Origin of the sequence: Klebsiella sp. ZJOU C1, from assembly GCF_035620215.1 — a bacterium.
GTDB lineage: Bacteria > Pseudomonadota > Gammaproteobacteria > Enterobacterales > Enterobacteriaceae > Klebsiella > Klebsiella variicola.
This window is the reverse complement of record NZ_CP141644.1, coordinates 4,388,715-4,404,257: the sequence shown is the minus strand read 5'-3', so window position 1 is coordinate 4,404,257 and position 15,543 is coordinate 4,388,715. Positions and strand designations below refer to the sequence as shown.

Sequence of the window (15,543 nt, the reverse complement as noted above, 5' to 3'; positions counted from 1 at the left end):
GGTCTACAGGATTCGATATGCGCAATACCCAGAACCTCAGTATTATTCGTTCAGAACCGCCTCCGGCGATCGGCGACGAGACCACCTGGTCTCTGTCGGGCGCTGCCGTGGGCTTTATTTCATGGCTGCTGGCGCTGGGTATTCCCTTCCTTCTCTATGGCAGTAATACGCTCTTCTTCCTCCTTTACACCTGGCCGTTCTTCCTTGCGTTGATGCCGGTGGCGGTAGTGGTCGGTATTGCGCTGCACTCTCTGCTCAATGGCAAACTGCTCTATAGCGCCAGCGCGACCATCCTGACCGTCGGGCTGATGTTTGCGCTACTCTTCCTCTGGCTGTTGGGATAACCCGTTTCCGGGATGAATCAAGCATGGGTATCGGCAGCAAAAATATGGTACAGTCCCCGCGTTACGCGGCATCGTCCGCGCGCCCCGGTAGCGTACCCGGGCGAGTTTTGGGATGATGATGCCGTTTTTCAGGGGGCAGGATGGGTAAACTAACGCTGCTATTATTAGCTTTGCTGGTCTGGCTACAGTATTCACTGTGGTTCGGTAAAAACGGCCTGCACGACTACACGCGGGTTAACGACGACGTCACCGCCCAGCAGGCGACTAACGCCAAATTAAAAGCACGCAACGATCAGCTATTTGCCGAAATTGACGACCTCAACGGCGGGCAGGAAGCGATCGAGGAGCGCGCGCGCAATGAACTCAGTATGACCCGCCCGGGCGAAACCTTCTATCGTCTGGTACCGGATGCGTCTAAACGCAACCAGGCATCGGGACAACAGCAGAACAATCGATAACCAGGCCCAGGATTACGACATGGCAGCCACTTTTCCGGGCGTTTGCGCCGTGGTGCCGGCAGCCGGTTTTGGCCGCCGCATGCAAACGGAATGCCCGAAACAATATCTCTCAATCGGTAACAAAACGATTCTCGAACATGCCGTCGCCGCACTGCTGGCGAATGCGTGCGTCCAGCGCGTGGTGATTGCCGTCAGCCCCGGCGATCGGCGCTTCAGCCAGCTACCGCTGGCGCAGCACCCGCAAATTACCGTCGTGGATGGCGGCGCCGAGCGCGCCGATTCCGTGCTCGCGGGCCTGAAGGCGTTGCCGGAGGCGCAGTGGGTGCTGGTGCATGACGCCGCGCGCCCCTGCCTGCATCAGGACGACCTCAGCCGTCTGCTGGCGCTCAGCGAAACCAGCCGTGTCGGGGGGATCCTCGCGGCGCCGGTGCGCGACACCATGAAGCGCGCCGAGCCGGGCAAAACCGCGATCGCCCATACCGTCGATCGTAATGACCTGTGGCATGCGCTCACCCCGCAATTTTTCCCTCGCGAGCTGCTGGTGGATTGCCTCACCCGGGCGCTGAACGAGGGGGCGACCATCACTGATGAAGCCTCGGCGCTGGAGTACTGCGGCTTCCATCCGCAACTGGTCGCCGGTCGCGCGGATAATATTAAAGTGACGCGCCCGGAAGACCTGGCGCTGGCTGAATTTTACCTCACCCGTTCCCGACACCAGGAGAAAGCTTAATGCGAATTGGACATGGTTTTGACGTACACGCTTTTGGCGGTGAAGGCCCAATCATTATTGGCGGGGTACGCATTCCTTATGAAAAAGGGCTGCTGGCCCACTCCGACGGCGACGTCGCGCTGCATGCGCTGACCGACGCGCTGCTGGGCGCCGCGGCGCTCGGCGATATCGGCAAACTGTTCCCCGATACCGATCCGGCGTTTAAAGGCGCCGATAGCCGCGAACTGCTGCGCGAAGCGTGGCGTCGTATTCAGGCCAAAGGCTATACGCTCGGCAACGTCGACGTCACCATTATCGCCCAGGCGCCGAAGATGCTGCCGCATATTCCGCAGATGCGCGTCTTTATCGCTGAAGATCTCGGCTGCCATATGGACGACGTCAACGTGAAAGCGACCACCACCGAGAAGCTGGGCTTCACCGGCCGCGGGGAAGGGATCGCCTGCGAAGCGGTCGCGCTGCTGCGTAAGGCCGAAAAATGATCGCCTTTGACCAACTGACCTGGCTGCACGGCAAGCCGCAGAGCAGCGGGCTGCTGAAAGCCAATCCGGAAGATTTTCTGGTAGTGGAGGATCTGGGCTTTGCGCCGGACGGCGAAGGCGAACATGTGCTGGTGCGGATCCTGAAAAACGGCTGCAATACGCGCTTTGTCGCCGACGCGCTGGCGAAATTCCTCAAGATCCACGCCCGTGAAGTGAGCTTCGCCGGGCAAAAGGATAAGCACGCCGTCACCGAGCAGTGGCTGTGCGCGCGGGTGCCCGGCAAAGAGATGCCGGACCTGAGCAAATTTCAGCTCGAGGGCTGCCAGGTACTGGAATATGCCCGCCATAAGCGTAAGCTGCGTTTAGGCGCGCTGAAAGGCAACCAGTTTACCGTGATCCTGCGCGAGATTAGCCATCGCCAGGACGTGGAGACGCGTCTGCAGGCCATCGCTGAACGGGGCGTACCGAACTATTTCGGCGCGCAGCGCTTTGGCATTGGCGGCAGTAATCTGCAGGGCGCGTTGCGCTGGGCGGAAAGCGACGCGCCGGTGCGCGATCGCAATAAGCGCAGTTTTTGGTTGTCGGCGGCCCGCAGTGCGTTGTTTAATCAGCAAGTCAGTATTAGATTAAAAAAAACGGAATTTAATCAGGTTGTTGATGGCGATGCCCTACAATTAGCGGGGCGTGGGAGCTGGTTTGTCGTCACACCGGAAGAACTCGAGGTTTCGCAGGCACGGGTGCACAACCGCGAACTGATGATCACGGCTGCGCTGCCGGGCAGCGGCGACTGGGGAAGCCAGCGCGACGCTCTGGCCGCCGAGCAGGCCGCCATCGCCGAAGAAACGTCGCTGCAGGCGCTGTTGGTGCGGGAGAAAGTTGAGGCGGCGCGCCGGGCGATGCTCCTCTATCCGCAGCAGCTTAGCTGGAACTGGTGGGATGACGTAACCGTTGAACTGCGTTTCTGGCTGCCGGCGGGCAGCTTCGCCACCAGCGTGGTCAGGGAGCTTATCAATACAACGGGTGACTATGCGAATATTGCTGAGTAACGATGACGGGATCCATGCGCCGGGGATACAGACCCTGGCAAAGGCCTTAAGGGAGTTTGCCGAGGTCCAGGTTGTTGCACCCGATCGTAACCGCAGCGGAGCCTCGAATTCGCTGACGCTGGAATCATCCCTGCGTACGTTTACCTTTGAAAATGGCGACATCGCCGTCCAGATGGGCACCCCGACCGACTGTGTCTATCTCGGCGTGAACGCGCTGATGCGCCCGCGTCCGGACATCGTCGTTTCCGGCATTAACGCGGGTCCCAACCTGGGCGATGACGTCATCTATTCCGGCACCGTGGCCGCAGCGATGGAAGGTCGCCATCTGGGGTTCCCCGCGCTGGCCGTGTCGCTGAACGGCTATCAGCATTACGATACCGCCGCGGCGGTAACCTGCACCATTCTGCGCGCCTTAAGCCGCGAGCCGCTGCGTACCGGACGGATCCTTAACATCAACGTGCCGGATCTCCCGCTTGATCAAATCCAGGGCATTCGCGTGACCCGCTGCGGCAACCGCCATCCGGCCGACCAGGTGATCCCGCAAAAAGATCCGCGCGGCAACACCCTGTACTGGATTGGCCCGCCGGGCGATAAGCGCGATGCCGGGCCGGGCACCGATTTTGCGGCAGTGGATGAAGGCTATGTTTCCGTGACGCCATTGCACGTCGATTTAACCGCCCATCAGGCGCATGAGGTAGTCAGCGATTGGCTGGAACGTGTCGGGGTTGACGGGCAATGGTAAGTAAACGTGTTGAAAGTTTGTTGAATCAACTGCGCACGCAGGGCATCGTCGATGAGCGTGTCCTCGAGGCGATCGCGCGGGTCCCGCGCGAAAAATTTGTTGATGAAGCCTTTGAACATAAAGCGTGGGAAAACACCGCGCTGCCGATTGGCCAGGGGCAGACCATCTCCCAGCCTTACATGGTGGCGCGGATGACCGAGTTGCTGACGCTGACGCCGGAGTCGCGCGTGCTGGAGATCGGCACTGGTTCCGGCTACCAGACGGCCATCCTGGCGCACCTGGTGCATCACGTTTGCTCGGTGGAGCGGATTAAGAGTTTACAGTGGCAGGCGCGTCGTCGCCTGAAACAACTTGATTTACATAATGTTTCAACCCGTCATGGCGATGGGTGGCAAGGTTGGCAGGCACGGGCGCCGTTTGATGCCATTATTGTGACGGCGGCGCCGCCGGAGATTCCAACCGCGCTGCTGGCGCAGCTGGATGACGAAGGCGTGCTGGTGCTGCCGGTTGGCGAAGAGCATCAGTTTCTCAAACGGATCCGTCGCCGGGGCAACGAATTTATCATTGATACCGTCGAGGCCGTTCGCTTTGTTCCCCTGGTGAAGGGGGAGCTGGCCTGAGACCCGGATTATTCCAGGTTTTTTTTGCCTGACTTTAGGCGTAGGGTGGACGCATTTTTCAGTGTCCTGGCCGGGCGCCGCCCGGTAAGCAAGATATTGGCAGTTAACATATTCCTGGGGGATAAATGAGCGCGGGAAGCACCAAATTTACCGTCAGCCGTATTGCGGCTCTTTCACTGGTTTCACTCTGGCTGGCCGGGTGTACCAACACCAATAATCCGCCAGCGCCGGTTAGCTCTGCCGGCGGTGCCGCCTCTTCCAGCACCAACTCCGGCATGCTGATTACGCCGCCATCCTCCGGCGTCAAGTCTGCTCCTCAGGCGCAGCCGATCCAGCCGGTACAGACCCAGACCATTCAGCCGCAGCCGACGCCGATGGCGCAGGAGCCGGTGCAGACGGTGAACGGTAAGATCGTTTACAACCGCAAATATGGCGATATTCCGAAAGGTAGCTACACCGGCGGCAGTACCTATACGGTCAAACGCGGCGACACGCTGTTCTATATCGCGTGGGTCACCGGCAACGATTTCCGTGACCTGGCGCAACGCAACAATGTCCCGGCCCCGTACGCGCTGAACGTGGGTCAGGTGCTGCAGGTCGGCAACGCCTCAGGCCAGCCGATCACTGGTGAAAACGCCGTTTCTCAGGCCAGCGCAAGGGCGAGCGGCGGTGCGACAGCCACCACAACTTCTGCACAAAAATCGACCGCGGTGGTTGCTTCACAACCGACTATTACGTATTCTGAATCTTCAGGTGAACAGAGTGCTACCAAGATGTTGCCTAATAATAAACCAGCGACCACGACCACAACGGTTGTCGCGCCGGTGACGGCACCAACAACGGTGAGCACAACCCAGCCGACTGCAAGCAGTACGTCAACCAGTTCGCCGATCTCATCATGGCGCTGGCCGACTGATGGCAAGGTTATCGAGAACTTTAGCGGCGCGGAAGGCGGCAATAAAGGTATCGACATTGCAGGCAGTAAGGGACAGGCTATTGTCGCGACCGCCGATGGGCGTGTCGTCTATGCCGGTAACGCACTGCGCGGCTACGGTAATCTTATTATCATCAAACACAACGATGATTACCTGAGTGCCTACGCTCATAACGATACCATGCTGGTTCGGGAGCAACAGGAAGTCAAAGCGGGGCAGAAAATCGCTACCATGGGTAGCACCGGAACCAGCTCAACAAGATTACATTTTGAAATTCGTTACAAGGGGAAATCCGTCAACCCGCTGCAGTACTTACCGCAGCGATAATTTGGCAAAGTACGGATAAGCGAAGCATCAGCTAACAGGCGCCAGGGCGGTGTCTACGTCCCTCTCACAGAGAGGGCAGGGGAAATCGTCCAGGCGTCGTTTGTTGATGTGCCGTGGAAGGTGCTTTGCTCAGGGATCACGGGTAGGAGCCACCTTTATGAGTCAGAATACGCTGAAAGTTCATGATTTAAATGAAGACGCGGAATTTGATGAGAACGGAATTGAGGTTTTCGACGAGAAGGCCTTAGTAGAAGAGGAACCCAGTGATAGCGATCTGGCTGAGGAAGAGCTGCTGTCGCAAGGCGCAACACAACGCGTACTTGACGCCACTCAGCTTTATCTTGGAGAGATTGGTTATTCCCCACTGCTGACCGCGGAAGAGGAAGTCTATTTCGCGCGTCGCGCACTGCGTGGTGATGTCGCTTCACGCCGTCGCATGATTGAAAGCAACCTGCGTCTGGTGGTGAAGATTGCCCGTCGTTACAGCAATCGTGGTCTGGCGCTGCTGGATCTGATTGAAGAAGGTAACCTCGGACTGATCCGCGCCGTTGAAAAGTTTGACCCGGAACGTGGGTTCCGTTTTTCGACCTATGCGACCTGGTGGATCCGCCAGACCATTGAACGGGCGATCATGAACCAAACCCGTACGATCCGTTTGCCGATCCACATTGTTAAAGAGCTGAACGTCTATCTGCGTACCGCGCGCGAGTTGTCCCATAAGCTGGACCACGAGCCAAGTGCGGAAGAGATAGCCGAACAGCTGGACAAACCGGTCGATGACGTCAGCCGTATGCTGCGTCTGAACGAGCGCATCACCTCCGTGGATACTCCGCTGGGTGGCGATTCAGAAAAAGCGCTGCTGGATATTCTGGCCGATGAGAAAGAGAACGGCCCGGAAGACACCACGCAGGACGATGATATGAAGCAAAGCATCGTCAAATGGCTGTTCGAACTGAACGCCAAGCAGCGTGAAGTTCTGGCGCGTCGTTTCGGTCTGCTGGGTTATGAAGCAGCCACGCTGGAAGATGTGGGCCGTGAAATTGGCCTCACCCGCGAGCGTGTGCGGCAGATCCAGGTGGAAGGTCTGCGTCGCCTGCGGGAAATTCTGCAGGGGCAGGGGCTGAATATCGAAGCGCTCTTCCGCGAATAAGATCTTTTCTCTCAAAAAGGCCCCCTCGACAGTCGGGGCCTTTTTCTTTGCGCTAGCCGAGTCGGGTTTCCTGCAGATGACGCCAGATCATTTTTCCTTCCGCTTGCTGAAAAATCGCCGTCGACCAGCGTACGTTCTCACTGCCATCAGCCAGCGTTTGGCTTTCACGGTATAGCACTGCGGCGCCGTCGTGCCACTCGCTAATGATTTTCGCCTGATCCACCACGATGTGTAATCCCGGACGGGTTGCCCCCGCATGGTGGAAAAAACGGCTCACCGCCGGGTAGTCCATCTTCTCGCCGCCCGGAGGGATCATGATGAATTCGGCGGCAAAACGTGTCATCAGCGCCTCAGCGCTTCCTTCCCCCTGGCTTAACCAGCGTTCGATAAGGACATGGGCGTCGAGGACTTCCTGCAGATAAGGGTTCATGACTTCTCCAGTGTGGTGTGCAGGCGATGGATAATCGCCCGATTGTTCAGCCGCAGGCAAAACAGCAGCGGCAACAGGGTGATGGCGGCGGCGCTAATAAACACCCCCTGCCAGGCGTAGACCGGCGGGAATACCCTCAGCAGCAGGGCGAGCAGCGCGCTGCCAACAAAGAAGCTGAGCTGGCGGTTCAGATTCCACAGCGCGCTGGCGTCAGGCATCTCTTCGGCAGGCGTATGCAGGAAAGCGCTGCTTTGCGCGGTACTGCTGCATAAGCTGCCGCCGCCGCCCATCAGCGTAAAGGCCAGAATTAACAGCACCAGCGGGCTGTGCGCATCGATCTTCAGCAGCAGCAGGATCCCCGCCGCCTGAAGCAGGCAGCCGATGACGACCAGCGGCCGGGGCCCGAAGCGGTTGAAATACCTGCCGGTAAAGGTGATGGCGGCGAACGAGGCCAGCGACCAGGGCACCATCAGGGCACCGATGGCCCCCGGCGCCATCCCGGTGACGCGTTGCAGGTAGAACATCCCGACCACGTTGACGCCAATAAACATCCCCGGTACGCAGAGGTAGATCAGCATCGCGAAGCGCAGCAGGGGATCGGCCAGCAGCGACAGCGGAAGAAAGCGAGTCGGGCGAACCGGACCGGGGCTGTCGTCCAGCCATCGCACCGCCAGCACAAAGGTTAGCAGAGCCACAGGCAGGCTGGCGAAAAAGACCCAGCGCCAGCTGAAGGCCTGGACTAACAGGCCGCCGATCGCCGGCGAGCAGGCTGGTGCCAGCAGGCCGACCAGCATCACCGCCGCTGACAGTTTCGCCCGCTCATGCGGCTGAAACAGCGGCCACGTCAATGCCTGGCCAAGGGGGATTAACAGCCCGCCGCCCATCCCCTGCAGCGTCCGCCAGAAAAACAGCTCGCCGAGACTACTGGCAAGCCCTGCCGCCAGCGCGCCGAGGCTGAACAGCCCCAGCGAGAGTAAAAACAGTCGTTTCGCCCCCCAGCGCTGACTAAGCCAGGCACTGAACGGTACGACGACCGTCAGACCGAGAATATAAGCATTGCTGACCCACGCCAGCTGAGAGACGGAAACCGCCAGCGCGCGGCTGATGGCCGGGAAGGCGATGCTGGCGATAAACATATTGATTAAATCGAGAAAAAAGCCGAACAGAAAAACGGTGGCAACGCGGTGGCGATAGGTCATGGTTCACTCCCTCAGACAGGCGGTTACTGTAAACCCGGTGCCATGGGGGATAAACGGGGCTAGTCGGGATATACTGTCTGAATATTTTTGACAATCATCCGGACGACGATGCTTAATCTTCAGCGTGTGACCATGTTTATCGCCGTGGTGGATGCCGGCAGCTTCACCCTGGCCGCTGCGGCGCTGGGGCAGACCAAGGCGGTGGTCAGCTTTAACGTGCGGCAACTGGAAAATGAGCTGGGGGTGACCCTGCTGCTGCGCTCTACGCGTCGTCTGCGGCTCACTGACGCCGGGGCGCTGTTCTATCAGCGCGGGGTGGCGCTGCTGAAAGCGGCGGAAAATCTGCAGGATGAGGTGCGGGCCAGCCATACCGGCTTAAGTGGCGAGCTGCGGATCACCACCACGCCGGAGTATGGCGCGCAGGTTATCATTCCGGCGCTGGCCGCGTTTGCCCGTCGTCACCCGGCGCTGCGGGTGCGCCACGTTTCGTCCTCCCATCATGCGGACCTCATTTCAGAACGATTTGATGTGGCGATACGCCTCGGTACGCTGGCCGATTCCCGCTATCGGGCGACGCGGATAGCCAGTTTCGCGATCCTGCCCGTCGCCTCTCCGGCCTGGCTGGCAAGCCATCCGGTGCAGACGCTGTCCGATCTGGCGCAAGCTGACTGGATTATTCATGAGCGTCTGTCGGCGCCGCTGCGCTGGCAGCTGCGCACGGATCAACAGACAGAGGTGGATTTCGCCATCGCCAGCGCGCCGCGCTTTTCAGCCGACAGCGCTACGGCGCTGATGAGCTTTGCCCTGGCCGGGTGCGGCATCGCCTTGCTGCCGGCATGGCTGGTAGCCGAAAAAGTGGCGCAGCGGGAGCTGGTGCCGCTCCTGTCGGAATACCATTTCCCACAGCAGGGCGTGTATGCCCTTTATCCCGATGCGCAGCATATGCCGACCCGGGTGCGGGCGTTTATTGACTTCCTGCGCGAGAAGGTCGGTTAAGCGCCCGTTCAGGGCGCCATCATTTTGCGCACCAGCCGGGTGAACTGTTCACGTTCGCCATCGCTCAGGCGGCCGAGAAACTCGTCATCGATCTCATTGCCCTGCGGAATCGAACGGTTAAGCAACGCCTCGCCTTGTTCGGTCAGATAGACAAAACGGCGGCGTTTATCGGCGGGGTCGTGTTCCCGGCGCACCAGGCCGCGCGCCTCCATCCGGCTGAGCATCTCCGCCAGCGTGGCTTTGGTACTGACCGCCGCTTCAATCAGCACGACCTGCTCGATACCAGGCTGCTCCGCTACCGAGCGCATCACCGCATACTGAGGTTTAGTCAGATCGGGTAACGCCTGCTGCCAGCGGGCGGTATGTTGTTGAAAAAGCTGGCGCAGCAGGTGAAATGCTTCGTTTCGTAACTCCATGAATACTCCGTAACAAAACTGTCACCTCTATGATAGCCGTTCGTACGCCATTTTATACCCTTTCTGCGTTTTTGATTAAAAATGCGCACGTATACGAACGATCTTGTCATCCCCGTCCGGAGAGGGTAATTTAAATATAAAGTTCGTGTACGAACAAAGTGAATGAGGTCTGGAATGAAACTGATTATTGGGATGACGGGGGCCACCGGGGCTCCGCTTGGGGTGGCATTGCTGCAGGCGCTACGTGATATGCCGGAGGTGGAAACCCACCTGGTGATGTCGAAATGGGCCAAAACCACCATCGAGCTGGAAACGCCCTGGACAGCGCGCGAAGTGGCCGCGCTGGCGGACTTTTCCCACAGCCCGGCAGACCAGGCCGCCACCATCTCTTCCGGTTCATTTCGTACCGACGGCATGATCGTTATTCCCTGCAGTATGAAAACGCTGGCAGGCATTCGCGCGGGCTATGCCGAAGGGCTGGTGGGCCGCGCGGCGGACGTGGTGCTCAAAGAGGGGCGCAAGCTGGTGCTGGTCCCGCGGGAAATGCCGCTCAGCACGATCCATCTGGAGAACATGCTGGCGCTGTCGCGCATGGGCGTGGCGATGGTGCCGCCCATGCCGGCTTACTACAACCACCCGGAGACGGTTGACGATATCACCAATCATATCGTCACCCGGGTGCTGGATCAGTTTGGCCTCGACTATCACAAAGCGCGCCGCTGGAACGGCTTGCGCACGGCAGAACAATTTGCACAGGAGATCGAATAATGGCTTTTGATGATTTGCGCAGCTTTTTGCAGGCGCTGGATGACCAGGGACAACTGCTGAAAATCAGTGAAGAGGTGAACGCTGAGCCCGATCTGGCGGCGGCCGCCAATGCGACCGGACGCATCGGCGACGGCGCCCCGGCGCTGTGGTTCGATAATATTCGCGGCTTTACCGACGCCCGCGTGACGATGAACACCATCGGCTCGTGGCAGAACCATGCCATCTCGCTGGGCCTGCCGCCCAACACGCCGGTGAAAAAGCAGATTGATGAATTCATTCGCCGCTGGGATAACTTCCCGGTGACGCCAGAGCGCCGCGCCAACCCGGCGTGGGCGGAAAACACCGTGGATGGCGACGATATCAACCTGTTCGATATTCTGCCACTGTTCCGCCTCAACGATGGTGACGGCGGTTTCTACCTCGATAAAGCCTGTGTCGTTTCGCGCGATCCGCTTGATCCTGACAACTTCGGTAAGCAAAACGTCGGTATCTACCGCATGGAAGTGAAAGGCAAGCGCAAACTCGGTCTGCAGCCGGTGCCGATGCACGATATCGCGCTGCATCTGCACAAAGCGGAAGAGCGTGGGGAAGATCTGCCGATCGCTATTACCCTCGGTAACGACCCGATTATTACCCTGATGGGCGCCACGCCGCTGAAATACGATCAATCAGAATATGAAATGGCTGGCGCGCTGCGCGAGAGCCCGTATCCCATCGCCACCGCGCCGCTGACCGGCTTTGACGTGCCCTGGGGTTCGGAAGTGATCCTCGAAGGGGTCATTGAAGGGCGTAAGCGTGAGATCGAGGGGCCGTTCGGTGAGTTTACCGGTCACTACTCCGGCGGTCGTAACATGACGGTAGTGCGTATCGACAAAGTCTCGTATCGCAGCAAACCGATTTTTGAATCGCTCTATCTCGGTATGCCGTGGACCGAGATTGACTATCTGATGGGCCCGGCGACCTGCGTGCCGCTGTATCAGCAGTTGAAGGCAGAGTTCCCGGAAGTACAGGCGGTCAACGCCATGTACACCCATGGTCTGCTGGCGATCATCTCCACCAAAAAACGCTACGGCGGTTTTGCCCGCGCGGTGGGCCTGCGGGCGATGACCACTCCGCACGGCCTCGGCTATGTGAAGATGGTGATCATGGTTGATGAAGACGTCGACCCGTTCAACCTGCCACAGGTGATGTGGGCGCTCTCCTCGAAGGTTAACCCGGCGGGAGACCTGGTGCAGTTGCCGAACATGTCGGTCCTTGAACTTGACCCAGGCTCCAGCCCGGCAGGCATCACCGACAAACTGATTATCGACGCCACCACCCCGGTTGCGCCGGACCTTCGCGGCCACTACAGCCAGCCGGTGCAGGATCTGCCGGAAACCAAAGCCTGGGCTGAAAAACTGACCGCTATGCTGGCCAACCGTAAATAAGGAGAAGAAGATGATTTGTCCACGTTGCGCCGATGAAAAGATTGAAGTGATGGCAACCTCGCCGGTGAAAGGGGTCTGGACCGTGTATCAGTGCCAGCACTGTCTTTACACCTGGCGAGATACCGAGCCGCTGCGCCGCACCAGTCGCGAACACTATCCGGAAGCGTTCCGCATGACGCAGAAAGATATTGATGAGGCACCGCAGGTGCCACACGTACCGCCGCTATTGCCGGAAGATAAGCGTTAATAAAAGGGGTCCGCTAAGTCGGGCCTTTTTTATATTTAGTACAATTATGGAAGCTATTTTTTCATTAAATTAAAAAATTACGTGAGGGGTTAATATACTGGGATGACTTTGCGAGCCTGCTTCCAGATTATTATAAAATCCGTCTGATTAATTCCTTGCAGATAAATTTCACGCCCTGACGAGTATAGAATAGCGGCGGGTGCTTGAGGCTGTCTGGCCTTGAGCATTACCAGGACCCCAGACAGACGAAAGCCCCAGGAGATATTTCTATCAACTGAGGCTAGCGAATGAACATCGACAATTCAGATGTTAGTCTCTTCTTTGCAGGGAGGCAAGATATGCTGACAAAATATGCCCTTGTGGCAATCATCGTACTCTGTATTACGGTACTGGGATTTACGCTGTTGGTGCACAGCTCACTATGCGAGCTGAGTATTAAAGAGCGTAATATTGAGTTTAAAGCTGTTCTCGCTTACGAATCGAAGAAGTAGCATCCGCGCGGGGGCAACCCCGCGTATGGGTTGTCAGGACGCATCCTCTAGCACCCATTTTTAGTTTGTTAAAACGGCAGCGCTGAGCGGCGCTGCCGTTTTTCACCTTAATGGGTGGCTAAACCAGGCTTTTCAGACGGTAGATCCACTCCAGCGCCTGACGCGGGGTCAGGGAGTCGGGATCAAGATTCTCCAGTGCCTCAACCGCAGGCGAGGTCTCTTCCGGGGCGGCGAGCAGCGACATCTGCGTGCCGTCGACCTGGGTCGCCGCCGCGTTGGGCGAGATGCTCTCCAGCTCGCGCAGTTTCTGCCGCGCGCGCTTGATCACCTCTTTCGGCACCCCGGCCAGCGCGGCGACCGCCAGGCCATAGCTCTTGCTGGCCGCGCCATCCTGCACGCTGTGCATAAAGGCGATGGTATCGCCGTGCTCCAGCGCGTCGAGGTGGACGTTGGCGACGCCTTCCATTTTCTCCGGCAGCTGAGTGAGCTCGAAGTAGTGGGTGGCGAACAGCGTCAGCGCCTTGATTTTGTTGGCCAGATTTTCCGCACAGGCCCACGCCAGCGATAGCCCGTCGTAGGTGGACGTGCCGCGGCCAATCTCATCCATCAGCACCAGGCTATGCTCGGTGGCGTTGTGCAGAATATTGGCGGTTTCAGTCATCTCCACCATAAAGGTCGAGCGGCCGCTGGCCAGGTCATCCGCCGCGCCGACGCGGGTAAAGATGCGATCGATGGGCCCGATCTCCACCTTCTGCGCCGGGACGTAGCTGCCGATATAGGCCAGCAGCGCAATCAGCGCGGTCTGGCGCATATAGGTACTTTTACCGCCCATGTTCGGCCCGGTGATGATCAGCATCCGCCGCTGCGGCGCTAGCTGCAGCGGGTTGGCGATAAACGGCTCTTTCAGCACCTGCTCGACCACCGGATGGCGGCCTTCGCTGATGCGAATGCCCGGCTTATCGCTAAAGGTCGGACAGCAGTAGTTCAGGGTTTCCGCCCGTTCCGCCAGGTTGACCAGCACGTCCAGCTCGGCCAGCGCGCTGGCGCTGGTTTGCAGGTCGGCGAGATGCGGCAGCAGCAGGTCGAACAGTTCGTCATAAAGCTGTTTTTCCAGTGCCAGCGCTTTGCCCTTGGAGGTCAGCACCTTATCTTCGTATTCCTTCAGCTCAGGAATAATGTAGCGTTCGGCGTTCTTCAGCGTCTGGCGGCGCACGTAGTGGATCGGCGCGAGGTGGCTCTGGCCGCGGCTAATCTGGATGTAGTAGCCGTGGACGGCGTTGTAGCCGACTTTCAGGGTATCGAGGCCCAGCCGCTCGCGCTCGCGGATCTCCAGCTTATCGAGATAATCGGTGGCGCCATCGGCCAGCGCCCGCCACTCGTCCAGCTCTTCGCTATAGCCCGGAGCGATGACTCCGCCGTCGCGGACCAGCACCGGCGGCGCGTCAATCACCGCGCGCTCCAGCAGTTCGCGCAGTTCGGTGAACTCGCCCATTTTCTCGCGCAATTTTTGCACCGGCTGACGGTCAACGTCGGCCAGCAGCTCACGCAGCAGCGGCAACTGCTGCAGGGCATGACGCATGCGGGCTAAATCGCGTGGACGGGCGGTACGCAGCGCCAGACGCGCCAGAATACGTTCCAGATCGCCGACCTGGCGCAGCACCGGCTGCAGCTCGGTATAGCGCTCCTGCAGCGCGCCGATGGTCTGCTGGCGCTCCACCAGCACGGCGGTATCGCGGACCGGCATATGCAGCCAGCGCTTGAGCATCCGGCTGCCCATCGGCGTCACCGTACAGTCGAGTACCGAGGCCAGGGTGTTGTCGGTGCCGCCGGCCAGATTCTGGGTGATCTCGAGGTTACGGCGGGTGGCGGCATCCATAATGATGCTGTCCTGCTGGCGTTCCATGGTGATGGAACGGATGTGCGGCAGCGAGGTGCGCTGAGTGTCTTTGACATACTGCAGCAGGCAGCCGGCGGCGCACAGGCCGCGTGGGGCGTTTTCCACGCCGAAGCCGACCAGATCGCGGGTGCCGAACTGCAGGTTAAGCTGCTGGCGCGCGGTGTCGATTTCAAATTCCCACAGCGGGCGACGGCGCAGACCGCGGCGGCCCTCGATCAGCGACGATTCGGCAAAATCTTCCGCATACAGCAGTTCCGCCGGATTAGTACGCTGCAGCTCTGCCGCCATGGTTTCGCGGTCGGCCGGTTCACTCAGGCGAAAGCGCCCGGAGCTGATATCCAGCGTCGCGTAACCAAAGCCCTTGCTGTCCTGCCAGATGGCGGCCAGCAGGTTGTCCTGGCGCTCCTGCAGCAGCGCTTCATCGCTGATGGTGCCCGGCGTAACGATACGCACCACTTTACGCTCGACCGGTCCCTTGGTGGTGGCCGGGTCGCCAATCTGCTCGCAAATGGCCACCGACTCGCCCTGGTTGACCAGTTTGGCGAGGTAGTTCTCGACCGCGTGGTGGGGGATGCCGGCCATCGGGATGGGTTCGCCCGCGGAGGCGCCGCGCTTGGTCAGCGAGATATCGAGCAGCTGCGACGCGCGTTTCGCATCGTCATAAAATAGCTCGTAAAAATCCCCCATCCGGTAAAACAGTAGAATGTCAGGATGTTGCGCCTTCAGCTTGAGATACTGCTGCATCATCGGGGTGTGGCTAGAGAAGTCCTTATCAATGTCTTCATTCATATTGATTTTACTCATTTTTTAATTCTTTCAAGTGCTCATATGGCCCCAGGTA

General features: G+C 59.1%; 18 protein-coding genes. 14 read left to right on the top strand and 4 right to left on the bottom strand.

What is annotated here, in order from left to right; genetic code table 11:
• Window positions 1-17 precede the first annotated feature (17 nt).
• From SPE70_RS21045 to rpoS, 9 genes are all read left to right on the top strand, one after another.
• Window positions 18-344 carry a DUF3561 family protein gene (locus SPE70_RS21045; RefSeq protein WP_008806224.1) on the top strand — a complete coding sequence of 109 codons (327 nt, stop codon included), beginning with the start codon at window positions 18-20 and terminating at the stop codon, window positions 342-344.
• Between the two features lie 140 nt (window positions 345-484).
• Window positions 485-802, top strand: coding sequence for a cell division protein FtsB (gene ftsB, locus SPE70_RS21040; protein ID WP_002915156.1), 318 nt, complete (start codon window positions 485-487; stop codon window positions 800-802).
• A gap of 19 nt (window positions 803-821) precedes the next feature.
• On the top strand, window positions 822-1,532 hold the full coding sequence (gene ispD / locus SPE70_RS21035; protein ID WP_008806223.1) for a 2-C-methyl-D-erythritol 4-phosphate cytidylyltransferase: 711 nt from the start codon (window positions 822-824) through the stop codon (window positions 1,530-1,532).
• Window positions 1,532-2,011 carry a 2-C-methyl-D-erythritol 2,4-cyclodiphosphate synthase gene (gene ispF / locus SPE70_RS21030; RefSeq protein WP_008806222.1) on the top strand — a complete coding sequence of 160 codons (480 nt, stop codon included), beginning with the start codon at window positions 1,532-1,534 and terminating at the stop codon, window positions 2,009-2,011. Before ispD ends, ispF begins: the two co-directional genes overlap by 1 nt.
• Window positions 2,008-3,057: a tRNA pseudouridine(13) synthase TruD gene (truD, locus tag SPE70_RS21025; protein WP_012540736.1), complete on the top strand. Its 1,050-nt coding sequence runs from the start codon at window positions 2,008-2,010 to the stop codon at window positions 3,055-3,057. Before ispF ends, truD begins: the two co-directional genes overlap by 4 nt.
• Window positions 3,038-3,799 (top strand): 5'/3'-nucleotidase SurE, encoded by a 762-nt coding sequence (gene surE / locus SPE70_RS21020; RefSeq protein ID WP_016161720.1) that lies wholly within the window; start codon window positions 3,038-3,040, stop codon window positions 3,797-3,799. Before truD ends, surE begins: the two co-directional genes overlap by 20 nt.
• Window positions 3,793-4,419: a protein-L-isoaspartate(D-aspartate) O-methyltransferase gene (locus tag SPE70_RS21015; protein ID WP_008806219.1), complete on the top strand. Its 627-nt coding sequence runs from the start codon at window positions 3,793-3,795 to the stop codon at window positions 4,417-4,419. The genes surE and SPE70_RS21015 overlap by 7 nt, the downstream gene beginning before the upstream one ends.
• Window positions 4,420-4,544: 125 nt before the next feature.
• On the top strand, window positions 4,545-5,681 hold the full coding sequence (gene nlpD / locus SPE70_RS21010; protein ID WP_008806218.1) for a murein hydrolase activator NlpD: 1,137 nt from the start codon (window positions 4,545-4,547) through the stop codon (window positions 5,679-5,681).
• Window positions 5,682-5,838: 157 nt separating this feature from the next.
• A complete protein-coding gene (gene rpoS / locus SPE70_RS21005) occupies window positions 5,839-6,831 on the top strand; it encodes an RNA polymerase sigma factor RpoS (protein ID WP_002915106.1) in 993 nt (330 codons plus the stop codon).
• 52 nt (window positions 6,832-6,883) lie between these two features.
• On the opposite strand, the gene SPE70_RS21000 is transcribed toward rpoS, so the two are convergent.
• Window positions 6,884-7,261 carry a DUF4440 domain-containing protein gene (locus SPE70_RS21000; RefSeq protein WP_012540739.1) on the bottom strand — a complete coding sequence of 126 codons (378 nt, stop codon included), beginning with the start codon at window positions 7,259-7,261 and terminating at the stop codon, window positions 6,884-6,886.
• Window positions 7,258-8,460: an MFS transporter gene (locus SPE70_RS20995; RefSeq protein ID WP_072122882.1), complete on the bottom strand. Its 1,203-nt coding sequence runs from the start codon at window positions 8,458-8,460 to the stop codon at window positions 7,258-7,260. Before SPE70_RS20995 ends, SPE70_RS21000 begins: the two co-directional genes overlap by 4 nt.
• Before the next feature lie 108 nt (window positions 8,461-8,568).
• Between SPE70_RS20995 and SPE70_RS20990 the strand changes: the two genes are divergently transcribed.
• Complete coding sequence (locus tag SPE70_RS20990) at window positions 8,569-9,456, top strand: LysR family transcriptional regulator (protein ID WP_016161716.1); 888 nt, start codon at window positions 8,569-8,571, stop codon at window positions 9,454-9,456.
• Between the two features lie 8 nt (window positions 9,457-9,464).
• Here the strand turns inward: SPE70_RS20990 and SPE70_RS20985 are convergent, their stop codons facing one another.
• Complete coding sequence (locus SPE70_RS20985; RefSeq protein ID WP_008806213.1) at window positions 9,465-9,872, bottom strand: MarR family winged helix-turn-helix transcriptional regulator; 408 nt, start codon at window positions 9,870-9,872, stop codon at window positions 9,465-9,467.
• Between the two features lie 174 nt (window positions 9,873-10,046).
• On the opposite strand from SPE70_RS20985, the gene SPE70_RS20980 reads away from it, so the two are divergent.
• The 4 genes from SPE70_RS20980 to SPE70_RS20965 all read left to right on the top strand — a co-directional run bounded on the left by SPE70_RS20980 (window position 10,047) and on the right by SPE70_RS20965 (window position 12,805).
• The gene (locus SPE70_RS20980) at window positions 10,047-10,640 is read left to right on the top strand and encodes a non-oxidative hydroxyarylic acid decarboxylases subunit B (protein WP_002915099.1); all 594 of its coding nucleotides are present in this window, start codon (window positions 10,047-10,049) and stop codon (window positions 10,638-10,640) included.
• Window positions 10,640-12,067, top strand: a complete 1,428-nt coding sequence (locus SPE70_RS20975; RefSeq protein WP_004205612.1) for a non-oxidative hydroxyarylic acid decarboxylases subunit C — start codon at window positions 10,640-10,642, stop codon at window positions 12,065-12,067. The genes SPE70_RS20980 and SPE70_RS20975 overlap by 1 nt, the downstream gene beginning before the upstream one ends.
• A 10-nt stretch (window positions 12,068-12,077) precedes the next feature.
• Complete coding sequence (locus SPE70_RS20970) at window positions 12,078-12,314, top strand: non-oxidative hydroxyarylic acid decarboxylases subunit D (protein WP_002915098.1); 237 nt, start codon at window positions 12,078-12,080, stop codon at window positions 12,312-12,314.
• A gap of 338 nt (window positions 12,315-12,652) precedes the next feature.
• The gene (locus SPE70_RS20965; protein ID WP_002915097.1) at window positions 12,653-12,805 is read left to right on the top strand and encodes a Hok/Gef family protein; all 153 of its coding nucleotides are present in this window, start codon (window positions 12,653-12,655) and stop codon (window positions 12,803-12,805) included.
• 118 nt (window positions 12,806-12,923) lie between these two features.
• On the opposite strand, the gene mutS is transcribed toward SPE70_RS20965, so the two are convergent.
• A complete protein-coding gene (gene mutS, locus SPE70_RS20960; protein WP_049153484.1) occupies window positions 12,924-15,491 on the bottom strand; it encodes a DNA mismatch repair protein MutS in 2,568 nt (855 codons plus the stop codon).
• Between the last annotated feature and the right edge of the window lie 52 nt (window positions 15,492-15,543).